The sequence below is a fragment of the uncultured Thiohalocapsa sp. genome (genome assembly GCF_913062725.1).
Classification (GTDB): Bacteria; Pseudomonadota; Gammaproteobacteria; order Chromatiales; family Chromatiaceae; genus Thiohalocapsa.
The window spans coordinates 15,801-28,566 of record NZ_CAJXWY010000033.1 but is presented as its reverse complement, the minus strand read 5'-3'; the positions used below and the strand labels follow the sequence as shown (position 1 = coordinate 28,566).

Here is a 12,766-nt window from a genome sequence, read left to right as displayed (position 1 = left end):
CGGGACCTGACTGACCTGTGCTTGGCACGATGCTGCGGGTGGCTCCGGGCTGTCTGTGGCTGGCCGTCGTCGGTGCCTATGGTACGCTTTCCTCCTGACACTGTGCGACCTGACCCATTGCGGGTGCCACCGATATGCAGGATCTTCTTGAACGCGCAAGCCGCATTCGGCTCGTCATCTTCGACGTCGACGGTGTGCTCACCGACGGCAGCCTCTACCTCGGCGACGACGGGCAGGAGTACAAGGCCTTCAATTCCCGCGACGGCCACGGCATGGCCATGTTGCGCGACAGCGGCGTGACCCTCGCAGTGATCACCGGACGCCGCTCCGAGGTGGTGCGGATTCGCATGCAAAGCCTTGGCATCGAGCACGTCCACCAGGGATGCAAGGACAAGCTGCCGACATTTCTGGCCCTCGCCGAGCAGCTCGGCGTGGAGCCCCCGGCGTGCGCCTACATGGGCGACGACCTGATGGATTTGCCGGTGATGCGCCAGGTCGGCTTCGCCGCAACCGTGGCGGATGCACATCCGCTGGTGCGCGAGCACGCCCACTGGTGTGCACCGAGCCCCGGCGGACGCGGTGCAGCCCGGGATCTGTGCGAGCTCATCCTGCGCGCGCAGGGTAAGCTGGCGGCCTTGGTCGATGCCTACCTCGACGCCCCTGTTGATCTGCGATGATGCTCTCCAGCCGCGAGCTTGTCGTCGCCGTCGCGCTCGCCGCCGCCGGGCTCGTCGCCTGGTGGTATCGCGCAGGCGGGCCGCCGGAGGTGGTGCCATCGGTGCCGCAGCAAGGACGCCCGGATTATCTGGTGGAGCAGGTGGCGGCTGTGACCATGTCCGCCGACGGCGAGCCGCTGCGACGGCTGCGCGCACCGCAGCTGCGCCACTATGCGCAGGACGGTGGCAGTGAGCTCGATGCGCCGGTGCTGCGCCTGTTGGAGCCGGGCCAGCCGGAGTGGGTGATCCGCGCCGAGCAGGCTTGGGTCTCGGCCACGGGTGAAGAGGTTCTGCTGGAGGGCCGGGTCATCGCCGAGCGAGCCGCGAGCATCGAGCAGCCGTCCATGCGCATACTGACCAGCGAGCTGTTGCTGCTGGAGGCGACTGGCTACGCCGAGACGGACCGCTTCGTCGAGCTGGAGCGCGGCGACGATTGGCTCACCGCGGCGAATGGCATGCAGCTTTGGCTCGAGACGCCCGCACGCAGTCGTTTCTTCGGTCGGGTGCGACAGCATCTGGCGTTCGCCGAAGCGTCCGCACAGGGCAGCTCGCAGGCGTTTGGCGCGCCATGAGCGGACCTGGCGGGCGGCGTGCCGGGAGCGCGGGGCAGGCGGGCTTGGCGACGGGGCTGCTGGCGATCGCCATCGGCGTGCTCATGACGCCACCACTGCTCGCCCTCGACGCCGACAGCGAGCAGCCCATGCTGATCGAAGCGGACGCGGCAGAATTCGACGAGAAGCAAGCCATCAGCCTCTACCTTGGTAATGTCGAGGTGCAGCAGGGCAGCATGCGCATCCGCGCCGATGAGGTCCTGGTGCACCACAAACCGAATCGCCAGCCACGCAAGATCATCGCCATCGGCAACCCTGTCCGTTACCGTCAGCTGCTGGAGGATGATCCCGACGCGGTGCGGGCGCGGGCGCAGCGCATGGAGTACGAGGCCGAGCGCGAGGAGATTACGCTGATCGACGACGCCGAGCTGATCCAGGGCGAGGATCGCTTCCGGAGCGACCGGATCATCTACAACCGCATCACCGAGCGGCTGACGGCGGGCACGAGCGCCCGCGGACGCGAGCGCGTGAAAATCCGCATCGAGCCGCAGCCGCAGCCGCAGACCGATGCTGCCACGGCAGGCGAGGGCGGCGGCTGATGAGCATGCTGCGCGCGCAAGGTTTGGCGAAGCGCTACCGGCGCCGCCGTGTGGTCAATGATGTGAGTCTGGAGCTGGAGGCCGGCGGTGTCGTGGGGCTGCTCGGCCCAAACGGCGCCGGCAAGACCACCAGCTTCTATATGCTGGTGGGCTTGGTGCCGGTGGATGCCGGGCGTATCATGCTCGATGGCGAGGATATCACCCTGCGACCCATGCATGCCCGTGCCCGTCGTGGCCTCAGTTACCTCGCGCAGGAGCCATCGGTCTTTCGAAAGCTCACCGCCCGCGACAACCTGCTCGCCGTACTGGAGATTCGTGGCGACCTCGGTCGCGATGCCCGGCGCGCGCGCTGCGACCAGCTGCTCGACGAGCTCGGTATCGCCCACGTCGCCGACGCCCTCGCCATCAGCCTTTCCGGTGGTGAGCGCCGGCGCCTGGAGATCGCCCGCGCCTTGGCCGTCGAGCCGAAGGTCATGCTGCTCGACGAGCCCTTCGCCGGCGTCGATCCCATCGCCGTCGGCGATATCAAGGCCATCATCACCCATCTGCGCCGGCGCAACATCGGCGTGCTGATCACCGACCACAATGTGCGCGAGACCCTGGACATTTGCGATCGTGCGTACATCATCAGTGAAGGAACGGTCATCGCCGATGGCACCCCTGACGAGCTGTTGCAGAACGACCGCGTCCGCGCCGTCTATCTGGGCGAAGATTTCCGGCTGTGAGCACAGTCGGGGCCGTGAGTGTGCGACACGAGCCGACGGATGGCGCCCCTTTGCGCGCAAGGGCTGATAGGCGTCATTGGAGCGGTGCCTTGGTGCTGGACGCTGTGGCGGCCTTGGGCCAAGATCGATGGCCGCCGGTTCGGCTAGACGCAAAACGACAGTCACTTCCCGTACCACCCCATTTTCGGGTGCGATGAAACAGACCATTCAACTCCGCCTGGGGCAGCAGCTGACGATGACGCCGCAGCTGCAACAGGCGATCAAGCTGCTGCAACTGTCCACCCTCGATCTGCAGCGTGAGATTCAGGAGGCCCTGGAATCCAACCTCATGCTCGAGGCCGCCGACGAAGCGGACGCCGAAGTCGAGGCCACCGGGCTGGAGACTGAGCGTCGCAGTCAGGATGCGCAGCTGGAGCGCGAAGTGCGTCCCGAGCAGTCCTCCATGCCGGAGGACTTGCCCGTGGACAGTTCCTGGAGCGATACCTACGACGGCTACATGGCGGCCGGCGCCGGCGGCACGGGCGGCGGGTCGGGCGCCGACGGCGGCGCCGAGCTCGACCCCTTCGCCCAACATTCGCGCCCGCAGACCCTGCACGATCATCTGCAGTGGCAGCTGAACCTCTCGCGTCTCGAGCCCCGGGACCGCGTCATCGCCGACGCGTTGCTGGATGCGATCGATGCGAACGGCTACCTGCGTGCAAACATCGACGACGTGGTCGACGCCATCGCCGATCCCGAGGACATCGGCGATGAGGCGGTGGAGGCGGACGAGGTGGAAGCGGTCCTGCACCGCATCCAAGCCTTGGATCCCCCCGGTGTCGGCGCACGCTCCCTGCGTGAGTGCCTGCTGCTGCAGCTGCACTACCTGCCGCCCGAGCAGCCCTATCGCGGCGAGGCCATCGTCATCTGTGACGCTCACTTCAATGCCTTGTCGCGCAACGACTTGGACGAGCTGCGCCGGCATACCAAGCTCACGTTAGAGACGTTGCGCGAGGCGCTGGCGCTGATCCGGTCCCTGCATCCGCGCCCCGGCTCGCTGGTGGCGGATGTGCGGCCGGAGTATGTGATTCCGGATGTGATGGTGCAAAAGCGCAACGGCAGCTGGACGGTCGAGCTGAATCCGGAAACAACGCCTAGACTAAGGGTGAACCCGGGCTACCTGAAACTGATCCGCCGGGCGGACGACGGTCCGGACAACAGCTGCCTGAAGACGCACCTCCAGGAGGCCCGATGGTTCATCAAAAGCTTGGCGAGCCGTAACGACACGGTCTTGCGGGTAGCGACGAAAATCGTGGAATTACAGCAAAACTTCTTCGACTATGGGGAAGAGGCCATGAAACCGCTGGTGTTGCGGGATGTGGCAGATTCTCTGGAGCTGCACGAATCCACGGTGTCGCGGGTGACGACGCAAAAGTACATGCATACCCCGCGCGGGACTTTCGAGTTCAAGTACTTTTTTTCGAGCCACGTCAACACGGCCTCGGGCGGCGAGTGCTCGTCGACGGCCATCCGCGCCTTCATCCGTAAGCTCGTCGCCGCCGAGACGCCGAGCAAGCCGCTCAGCGACAACAAGATCGCCGGCATTCTCACCGAGCAGGGCATCAATGTCGCACGGCGGACCGTTGCCAAGTATCGAGAGGCGATGGGTATCCCACCGTCCAACGAGCGCAAGCGCCTGGCATGAGCGCCCGGCTGCATATCCGGCGTGAGCATCCGGGGTGGTGATATGGCACGGTACTCGCCGCTGCGATTCGCCGGCGACCCCAGGCTTACGGTGCCTCGTGCGCAGTGTTGGTTGCCGCCGATGACGGCGCAGCACAGCCCGCCGGGAATATGCCGAGGTGTCGCCCATCCGGCTCGGGCATGGGACGGATACCGGCAGAACCGGCGCCGGACCCAGCCGCTTGCAACCGCTGACGCCACACAGCAGGGTGGGTCTTCTTGGCCCGCACAGACAACGCCGATGACGCTGCGCATCCCCTCAGGTCAGGGAACGCGCTCATGACCCTCCTGAGAGTGGCGCATGTAACACTGGAGTGACGCTATGCAAATCAACCTGACTGGCCATCATGTCGACATCACCGAGCCCCTCAAAGACTATGTCGACACCAAGTTCGACCGTCTGGCCCGGCATTTCGACGACGTGATCAATGTCCATGTCATCCTCAGTGTCGAGAAGCTGCGGCAGAAGGCGGAAGCGACCATCCATGTCAACGGCGGCAATGTCTTCGCCGACGCCGTACACGAAGACATGTATGCAGCCATCGATGGGCTGATCGACAAGCTCGACCGGCAGGTGATCAAATATAAAGAGAAGCGACAGAATCATCGGGGCAACAACACAAAGTCTGCGCCGGCGGCGGAGCCGCCGGCGGATGAGCAGCCAAGCTGATCGTCGCGCCGCCAACCATCCCGTCGCAGGGTCGAATGCACCGGAGCCAGGCGTTGCCTGCTCCGGTTTTTTGCCGCGACAATGGCGGGCTGCTGCGGCGACGCCATGCAAGGGTCTGCGAAGTCGCAGCGTTGCGATGGTGACCATAAACAATCAGACAACGATCACGCGCGGGGTTTCGGGGCCATGGCGCCTGCCGATCTGATCACCGAGTCGAGGGTACTCAGCCACTGCGAGGTCACGAGCAAGAAACGCCTGCTCGAGACCCTCGCGGCACTGCTTGCGCACGGCGACAGTCTCCTGTCGGGCACGCAGGTGTTCGATCGGCTGCTGGAGCGCGAGCGTCTCGGCAGCACTGGCCTGGGCCAGGGCATCGCGCTGCCGCATGCGCGCATGCACGGCATCCAGGCGCCCATCGGTGCTTTCGTGCAACTGCGCGACAGCGTCGCTTTCGATGCCATCGACGACCGGCCAGTGGATCTCGCTTTCGGCTTGCTCGTGCCGGACGCCACCGACGAGCAGCACCTGCAGCTGCTGGCCTCGCTGGCCTCCGCGTTCAACGACGCCGCCGTGCGCGCAGCGCTTCGCACCGCCGAAGGCCGTGGCGAGGTGCTCGCCGTGTTTCGCGAGCGCGTCTTCGCGCCCTGACCGATGGCAGCCTCTCAGCGCGGCGGTCGGTGCGATGACTCCTGTACTCTCCCTGCAAGGATTGGTCGAGCAGATCGGCCCACGCCTCAAGCTGCGGTGGCTGACACCGCCGCCGGCCCAGCCGCACCCGCTGCTGAGCGAGCCGGGCGAGCAGAGCGCCCAGCGTCTGGTGGGCTCGCTCAACTGCATCCACCCCAATCGTCTGCAAGTGCTCGGCGGGGCGGAAATCGCCCACTTGGCGGATCTCAGCACGCCCGCCTACGAGGAAACCATCGAGCGGCTCTTTTCGGCACGACCGGCGGCGGTGATCTTCGCCGCGGACATCGCGCCGGAGCCTGTGTATTTTCAATATGCCGAGCACACCGGCACCCCGCTATTGGGCGCTGCGGCCTGTGATGCGGAAATCGTCGACCGGTTGCAGTACTTTCTGACCCATGCCCTCGCCGAGCGCGTCACGGTGCACGGGGTATTGCTGGAGGTGCTCGGTCTCGGTGTCCTGCTCACCGGTGACGCCGGCATCGGCAAGAGCGAGCTGGCATTGGAGATGATCGCACGCGGTCATCGACTCATCGCCGACGACGCACCGGAGCTGGCGCGGATTGCGCCTGAGGTGCTCGAAGGCAGCTGCCCGGCGCTGCTGCGGGACTTTCTGGAGGTACGGGGGCTCGGCGTGCTGAACGTGCGAGCCATGTTCGGCGAGGGTGCCGTACGTCAGCACGAGACACTGAACCTCGTCGTGCAGATGCTGTCTTTCGATAATCAAGGGTTGGCGAGCATCGACCGCCTACGGGGTAGCCTCTCAACGCGGACCATTCTCGGTGTTGCGGTGCCTGAGATCACCCTGCCGGTGGCGCCTGGACGTAACCTCGCCGTGCTGTTGGAGACCGCGGTGCGCAATCAGATTCTGCGCCTCCGTGGCTACGATGCGGGCGTCGATCTTGAAGACCGCCAGGCGCGAGCCCTCGCCGGTAGCCGGTGAGTGCGGCTATTCGATGTTGGCGACCCGTCACTTGTCACTACGAGCACCCTGTGCGCAATCATGGATCTACTGATCGTCAGTGGCCTGTCGGGTGCCGGCAAGACCGTCGCCCTACGCACGCTGGAAGACATCGGCTACTACTGTATCGACAACCTGCCGCTGTTTTTGCTGCGTGAGCTGGCGTTAGGGCTGCGGCGGACCCACCTCAACGCAGGCACAGAGACGCGCCAGGGCGCGGCCGTCGGCATCGATGCCCGCAACCAGCCCGATGTCCTGGCGGATCTGCCCAGACTCAGTGACGAGCTGCGTGAGCAGGGGATCGCTTGCCGCATCATCTTTCTCCACGCGGATACCCATACACTCATCAGGCGTTTCAGCGAGACCCGGCGTAAGCATCCACTCACCGGGGGCGGGCTGTCGCTGGCCGAAGCCATCGAGCGCGAATGTGAGCTGCTCGAGCCACTGGGCCGCATCGCCGAAATCCGCATCGACACCACTCACACCAACGTGCACGAGCTGCGCGATCTCGTGCGCGAGCGCCTGGGCGGTGCGGTGCAGGCCGCGGTGCTGCTGCAGTCGTTCGGCTTCAAGAACGGCGTGCCGGAAGGGGTCGACTTCGTCTTCGATGTGCGCTGCCTGCCGAATCCCCATTGGCAGGAAGACCTGCGTCGCCTGAGCGGACGCGATACACCGGTGATCGCGTTTTTGGAGCGCAGCCCCGAGGTCGGTGAGATGTGCGCGGATATGCAAGGGTTTCTGGACCGCTGGATCCCGCGCTTCGAAACCGACGGGCGCAGCTATCTCACCATCGCCGTGGGCTGCACCGGTGGCCAGCATCGCTCGGTCTATGTGGTCGAGTCCCTGAGCCGGCATTTGCAGGCCCAGGGTCACCGCGTGCTGGTGCGCCACCGGGAGCTGCCGTGAGCGTCGGCCTGCTGATCATCACCCACGACGGTATCGGGGCAGAACTGCTCGCCGCCGCCACGCGCATGCTCGGCTGCTGTCCGCTGCGGGCCGAGGCTTTGGCCATTGGCAACGGCGATGACCCCGAGCGTATGGGCGCACAGGCCCGTCGTTGGGCCAAGGCGTTGGATGTCGGTGACGGCGTACTGGTGCTGACGGATCTGTTCGGCTCAACGCCCGCGAATATCGCAACGGGCTTGTGCGATCAGGGTCGTACGCGGATCCTGAGCGGGGTGAATCTGCCGATGCTGGTGCGCGTGCTGAACTACTCCGAGCTCTCACTCGATGCCATGGTCGCCAAAGCCCTGAGTGGCGCCCGTGACGGCGTCTTGGAGTGCCCCGCCGCAGGCTGCATGGCACCATTGCAGCGCGCGGCGGATGGGCGTGATGCCCCCGGCCACACCTGAGGCACTATGGTCAGCAAAGAGCTCAACATCATCAACCGCCTGGGTCTGCACGCGCGGGCAGCGGCGAAGTTCGTCAAATGCGCGGGGGCTTTCGAGAGCGAGATTGCGGTCGAGCGCAACGGCCGCCGGGTCAACGGCAAGAGCATCATGGGTATCATGACCCTGGCGGCCGCCTGCGGCACCAGTATTCGCCTGGAGGCGGACGGCGCCGACGAAGCGGCTGCGCTGGCAGCCTTGACGCAGCTGATAGCCGAGCGCTTCGGAGAGGCGGAATGACGCTCTCGCTGCACGGTGTCGGCATCGATGGATCGCGGCAGGTGGCCATTGGCGATGCCTTCCTGCTCAGTCGCGAGCCGTCCCTGCCGCCGGCGGCGATTCCGGCTCACGAAGTATCCAACGAGCTGGAGCGCTTGGATGCGGCGCTGGCCTGCGCGCGTCGCCACATGGAAGAGATCCGAGGGCAGATCCCGGCGGACACGCCCAAGCACATCGCCGAGCTCGTCGATGCGCATCTGCTCATGATGACCGACTCGGCGCTGGTGGACGCCACCCGAGACCTCATCAAGGAGCGCTCCGTGAATGCCAGCTGGGCGCTGCAGTCACAGCGCGATACGCTGGTGGCGATTTTCGACCGGATGGAGGACGCCTATCTGCGCACGCGTCGGGACGACGTCGATCACGTGGTGCGTCAGATCCAGGTGTTCCTGGGGGCTGAGGCCGATACGGATGTCCTCGCGGATGCCGACATCGCCGGGCGCATTATCGTCGCCGAGGATCTCACCCCCGCCGATACCATCCTGCTGCGCCACCGGGATGTGGCAGCCTTCATCGTCGAGCATGGTGGCCCGATGTCTCATACGGCCATACTCGCGCGTAGTCTCGACATTCCGGCCGTGATGGGCGTGCACCATGCGGTGCAGCGCCTTCGCCACGGCGAGCTCCTGGTGGTGGACGCCGAAACCGGCACCGTGCTGATGGAGGTGGAACGTGCGCTGCTGGAGCACTACCGCGGCCGGCTTGCGCGCTTCGATGCCCATCGCCGTGAGCTGCGCCGGCTGGTGCGCAAGCCCTCCGCGAGCCGGGATGGTGTACCGGTGGTGCTGCTGGCGAACCTGGAGCTGCCGGAAGATGTCAGCGTCGCCCGTGACAACGGCGCCGCCGGTGTCGGTCTGTACCGCACCGAATTCCTGTACATGAACCGCGAAGCGCTGCCGGACGAGGAGGAGCATCTCGACACCTATCTCGGCATCATCCGAGGCCTGGGCGGCATTCCACTCACCATACGCACCCTGGATCTGGGCGCGGACAAGCAGATCCCGGATACGAGCTTTCATCCCGCGCGCAGTAACCCCGCGCTCGGATTACGGGCCATCCGCTTGTGCCTGCAGGAGCCGGCGCTCTTCCTGCCGCAGTTGCGGGCCATTCTGCGGGCTTCCGCGCACGGCCCGGTGCGGCTCATGATCCCCATGATCTCGGGCATGGGGGAGGTCAACGCCGTGCTTGGGCTGGTCAACGAAGCCCGCCGCCAGATGCGCCAGGACGGTCTCGCCTACGATCCCCTGATGCCCGTGGGCGGCATGATCGAGGTGCCGGCGGCGGCGCTCATGGCGGGCGCGCTGGCACGGCGTCTCGACTTCCTGTCCATTGGCACCAACGATCTCATCCAGTACACCCTGGCCATCGACCGTGTCGACGATACCGTCAGCTACCTCTACGACCCTTTGCATCCTGCGGTGGTCCGGCTCATCAAGCACATCATCGACGCCGCGGCCAGTACCAGGACCCAGGTCAGCATGTGCGGCGAGATGGCCGGCGATCCCCGTTTCACGCCGTTGCTGCTGGGGCTCGGGCTGCGCGAGCTCAGCATGCAGCCGGGATCGCTGCTGGAGGTCAAAGACCGCGTGCGCCGTTGTGACGTCGGTGCGCTGACGCAAGTGGTGGACGGCCTGCTGGATCAGCTCGATGAAATGCCCGCTCAGATCCTGCTGGAGCAGTTGGAGGCCTGCATTCAGCCATAACCCACCATAGGGCTTCGACGTCGGCGTCCGGACATCCACGACAGCCCGTGGCAGCGACAGCCCGGCTGCTACACTGTCCGGCTCGGCTGCGGGCGCAACCGCAGCACCCATCGCCGCCCTCGTCGGAGCCACCATGAACGCGCAAGCCATGCCCGTCCAAGAGGCGGATCGCCTCGATGCCCTGCATGCGGTGCTGGAGTCCGGCTCTGTGGTCAAGGCCACGCGCATGCTGAATGCCCTGCACCCGTCGGAAATGGCGCATGTGCTGCAATCGCTGCCGCCGCAGCAACGCAAGGTGGTCTGGGGCATGGTAGAGGCCGAGGTGGAGGGTGAGGTGCTGCTCCACCTCAATGACGACCTGCGCGACGAGCTGCTGCGCGATATGGCCCCGAGCCGGATCCTCGCCGCACTCGAGGGCCTGGAGACGGATGACCTCGCCGATCTGGTGCAGGATCTGCCCGCCACCATCACCCGCGAGGTGCTGAATTCACTGGACGAGCAGCGCCGCGAGCGCTTGGAAACGGCGCTGGCCTTCCCGGAAGACACCGCCGGCGGCTTGATGAACACCGATATGGTCACCGTCCGCCCGGAGGTGACCCTGGATGTGGTGATGCGCTACCTGCGCCGGCTGAAGGGTGGCCTGCCCGATCTCACCGACAATCTCATCGTCGTCAATCGCCAAGGCCGCTACCTCGGCGTGCTGTACCTGGCGGATCTGCTCACCAATGACCCGGACGATTCGGTCGCCGAAGTGATGACGTTGCAGGTGCAACCCATGACGGCAACACTCGATGCGCGCGATGTGGCGAGTCGCTTCGAGCATCTGGATCTGGTCTCGGCACCGGTGGTGGACGAAGACGGCCAGGTGCTCGGACGCGTGACCGTGGATGACGTCATGGACCTCATTCGTGAGGAGGCCGAGCATCAGTTCATGGGCCAGGCGGGCCTGAGCGAGACCGAAGATATGTTCGCGCCCGTGCTCCTGAGCGCCCGTCGCCGCGCGCTTTGGCTCGGCGTCAATCTGCTGACGGCCTTTCTCGCAGCCTGGGTGATCGGCCGCTTCGAGGCGACCATTCAGCAGGTGGTCGCGCTGGCGGTGCTGATGCCGGTGGTGGCGAGCATGGGCGGCATCGCTGGCACGCAGACGTTGACGCTCGCCATTCGCGGCATCGCCCTCGGGCATCTCAGCGGCAAGAACATGCGTTGGCTCTTGGGCAAGGAGGTCGCAGTCTCCCTCATCAATAGCGCCGTGTGGGCCTTGGTGGTGGCCGCCATCGCGTGGCTGTGGTTCGGTAGCACCGATATCGCCTTGATCATCGCCGTCGCCATCAGCATCAACCTGTTGGCTGCCACCGTCTCCGGCGCCTTGCTGCCACTGCTATTGCACCGCCTGGGCATCGATCCGGCGTTGGCGGGCGGCGTCATCCTGACGACGGTCACGGATGTCGTCGGCTTCCTGGCCTTTCTCGGACTGGCGACGCTGTTTCTGATCTAAGGCTCAAGCCGCGCGCGTGCGCCACCGCGCGGCACCGATGGGTGCGCTCGCAAACCCTGTACGAACGCCTCGCTGGAACGTGTCGTAGGTCGCGTATAGCCAATCGTATCGAAGTGAGTGAGCGCGCGCACTGTGCCGGGTCACGCCTAATCTGCGCGCTTGCTATTGACTTTTTTATACCTTGCTATAAAGTCGGGGCGAGTGAGCGATGTGCCGGGTGCCTACTCATGCCGGGATCGCAGTGGACTGTACCAACGCCGACGCTGTGTCGGCCTGGCTGCGTCCGGTAGGTCTAACCGGCACATCTAACCGTCGTGCTAACCGTCATGCCCATCAGCCCCAGCCCCAGCGACACCCACAGCCCCAGCCAATGGCAGCATCGCCCGCCCGCCATCGGTCGGTACCGATTGCAGCCGATCGTTTTCGTCCGTTCCTGTCTGCTTGGATGTGCGAGCAGGGATGTGCGAGCAGGGACGGGCGAGCAGGGGCGGGCGTCGAGCAAGTGCCGCAGTGGCCCGTCGGCGCCGATGGCGCAGCGGACGGTGTGCGGTGATGTGATCGATCGGGCTACGTACCAAGGCTTGGCATTGCACCCGCCGAAGGCGTGCGACGCATTGAGCCCATCCAGGCCTCGTTCGAGGCCTTCATTGTTGAAGTCGGAGGTTAATTTTGGACTATCACGATCTGAGTCTCGATGAGCTGAAGGCACAGTTGCAGCAGCTCGAGCAGAGCAAAGCGGACTTGGAGAAGACCTTGTATCAGCGCTGGCACGAGGCCAAAACCGAGCTCGCGCACGAGATCCGGGAAATGATCGACAGCCGCGGCTACGATCCCGAGGAAATTCTGGAGCTCGTGGCGCCCAAGCGCCGGCGCGCTAGCACAGGCGCCAAGAAAGGCAATCGCAGCTATACGCGATATGCAGACCCCGAGAACCCGAACAATGTCTACATCCGCGGCGTTCTGCCAAAATGGATGAAAGAGAAGATGACCGCACAGGGGTACGATCCGTCCTTGAGAGAGGATCGGGAAGCGTTCAAGGCCAACTATCTGCAGCCCACGATGGACTAATCGGCTAAGGCCGCGCCGGCCGCGCCGGCGCGGCTCACGGCCGCGGTCACGCCCCCGAGGCGCCACTGGCGGCTCCGGGGGGCTGCCCAAGCGTCCGCATACGCCTTTCTCGCCACCCGGGCATCTGCCCCGCGTGCCAACGCGACCTTGATCGAATCACGGCCCGCACCCAACGGGTGAGCCGGCGACGACTGCGAACGCCCAA

Annotated in this window: 14 protein-coding genes; all 14 read left to right on the top strand. The window is 65.5% G+C overall.

Annotation, left to right across the window (positions count from 1 at the left end; all coding sequences use genetic code 11):
• The first annotated feature begins 134 nt into the window (after positions 1-134).
• A complete protein-coding gene (locus QZ588_RS10605; protein WP_295542493.1) occupies positions 135-677 on the top strand; it encodes an HAD family hydrolase in 543 nt (180 codons plus the stop codon).
• On the top strand, positions 674-1,288 hold the full coding sequence (gene lptC / locus QZ588_RS10600) for an LPS export ABC transporter periplasmic protein LptC (RefSeq protein ID WP_295542492.1): 615 nt from the start codon (positions 674-676) through the stop codon (positions 1,286-1,288). Before QZ588_RS10605 ends, lptC begins: the two co-directional genes overlap by 4 nt.
• Positions 1,285-1,866, top strand: a complete 582-nt coding sequence (lptA, locus tag QZ588_RS10595; protein ID WP_295542490.1) for a lipopolysaccharide transport periplasmic protein LptA — start codon at positions 1,285-1,287, stop codon at positions 1,864-1,866. The genes lptC and lptA overlap by 4 nt, the downstream gene beginning before the upstream one ends.
• The gene (gene lptB / locus QZ588_RS10590) at positions 1,866-2,591 is read left to right on the top strand and encodes an LPS export ABC transporter ATP-binding protein (RefSeq protein WP_295542489.1); all 726 of its coding nucleotides are present in this window, start codon (positions 1,866-1,868) and stop codon (positions 2,589-2,591) included. Before lptA ends, lptB begins: the two co-directional genes overlap by 1 nt.
• 193 nt (positions 2,592-2,784) lie before the next feature.
• Entirely contained in the window at positions 2,785-4,275 is a 1,491-nt protein-coding gene (locus QZ588_RS10585) for an RNA polymerase factor sigma-54 (RefSeq protein ID WP_295542487.1), read from the top strand.
• A 360-nt stretch (positions 4,276-4,635) separates the two neighbouring features.
• Complete coding sequence (gene raiA, locus QZ588_RS10580; RefSeq protein ID WP_295542485.1) at positions 4,636-4,983, top strand: ribosome-associated translation inhibitor RaiA; 348 nt, start codon at positions 4,636-4,638, stop codon at positions 4,981-4,983.
• A 186-nt stretch (positions 4,984-5,169) separates the two neighbouring features.
• On the top strand, positions 5,170-5,631 hold the full coding sequence (locus QZ588_RS10575; protein ID WP_295542483.1) for a PTS sugar transporter subunit IIA: 462 nt from the start codon (positions 5,170-5,172) through the stop codon (positions 5,629-5,631).
• 34 nt (positions 5,632-5,665) lie between these two features.
• The gene (gene hprK / locus QZ588_RS10570; RefSeq protein WP_295542481.1) at positions 5,666-6,610 is read left to right on the top strand and encodes an HPr(Ser) kinase/phosphatase; all 945 of its coding nucleotides are present in this window, start codon (positions 5,666-5,668) and stop codon (positions 6,608-6,610) included.
• A 60-nt stretch (positions 6,611-6,670) separates the two neighbouring features.
• Positions 6,671-7,534, top strand: coding sequence for an RNase adapter RapZ (gene rapZ, locus QZ588_RS10565; protein WP_295542478.1), 864 nt, complete (start codon positions 6,671-6,673; stop codon positions 7,532-7,534).
• Positions 7,531-7,980, top strand: a complete 450-nt coding sequence (locus QZ588_RS10560) for a PTS fructose transporter subunit IIA (protein WP_295542477.1) — start codon at positions 7,531-7,533, stop codon at positions 7,978-7,980. Before rapZ ends, QZ588_RS10560 begins: the two co-directional genes overlap by 4 nt.
• Before the next feature lie 6 nt (positions 7,981-7,986).
• The gene (locus QZ588_RS10555; RefSeq protein WP_295542475.1) at positions 7,987-8,256 is read left to right on the top strand and encodes an HPr family phosphocarrier protein; all 270 of its coding nucleotides are present in this window, start codon (positions 7,987-7,989) and stop codon (positions 8,254-8,256) included.
• A complete protein-coding gene (ptsP, locus tag QZ588_RS10550; protein WP_295542473.1) occupies positions 8,253-9,998 on the top strand; it encodes a phosphoenolpyruvate--protein phosphotransferase in 1,746 nt (581 codons plus the stop codon). Before QZ588_RS10555 ends, ptsP begins: the two co-directional genes overlap by 4 nt.
• Before the next feature lie 133 nt (positions 9,999-10,131).
• Positions 10,132-11,493: a magnesium transporter gene (gene mgtE / locus QZ588_RS10545; protein WP_295542471.1), complete on the top strand. Its 1,362-nt coding sequence runs from the start codon at positions 10,132-10,134 to the stop codon at positions 11,491-11,493.
• Positions 11,494-12,162: 669 nt separating this feature from the next.
• A complete protein-coding gene (locus QZ588_RS10540; protein ID WP_295542469.1) occupies positions 12,163-12,561 on the top strand; it encodes an H-NS histone family protein in 399 nt (132 codons plus the stop codon).
• The last annotated feature ends 205 nt before the right edge of the window (positions 12,562-12,766 follow it).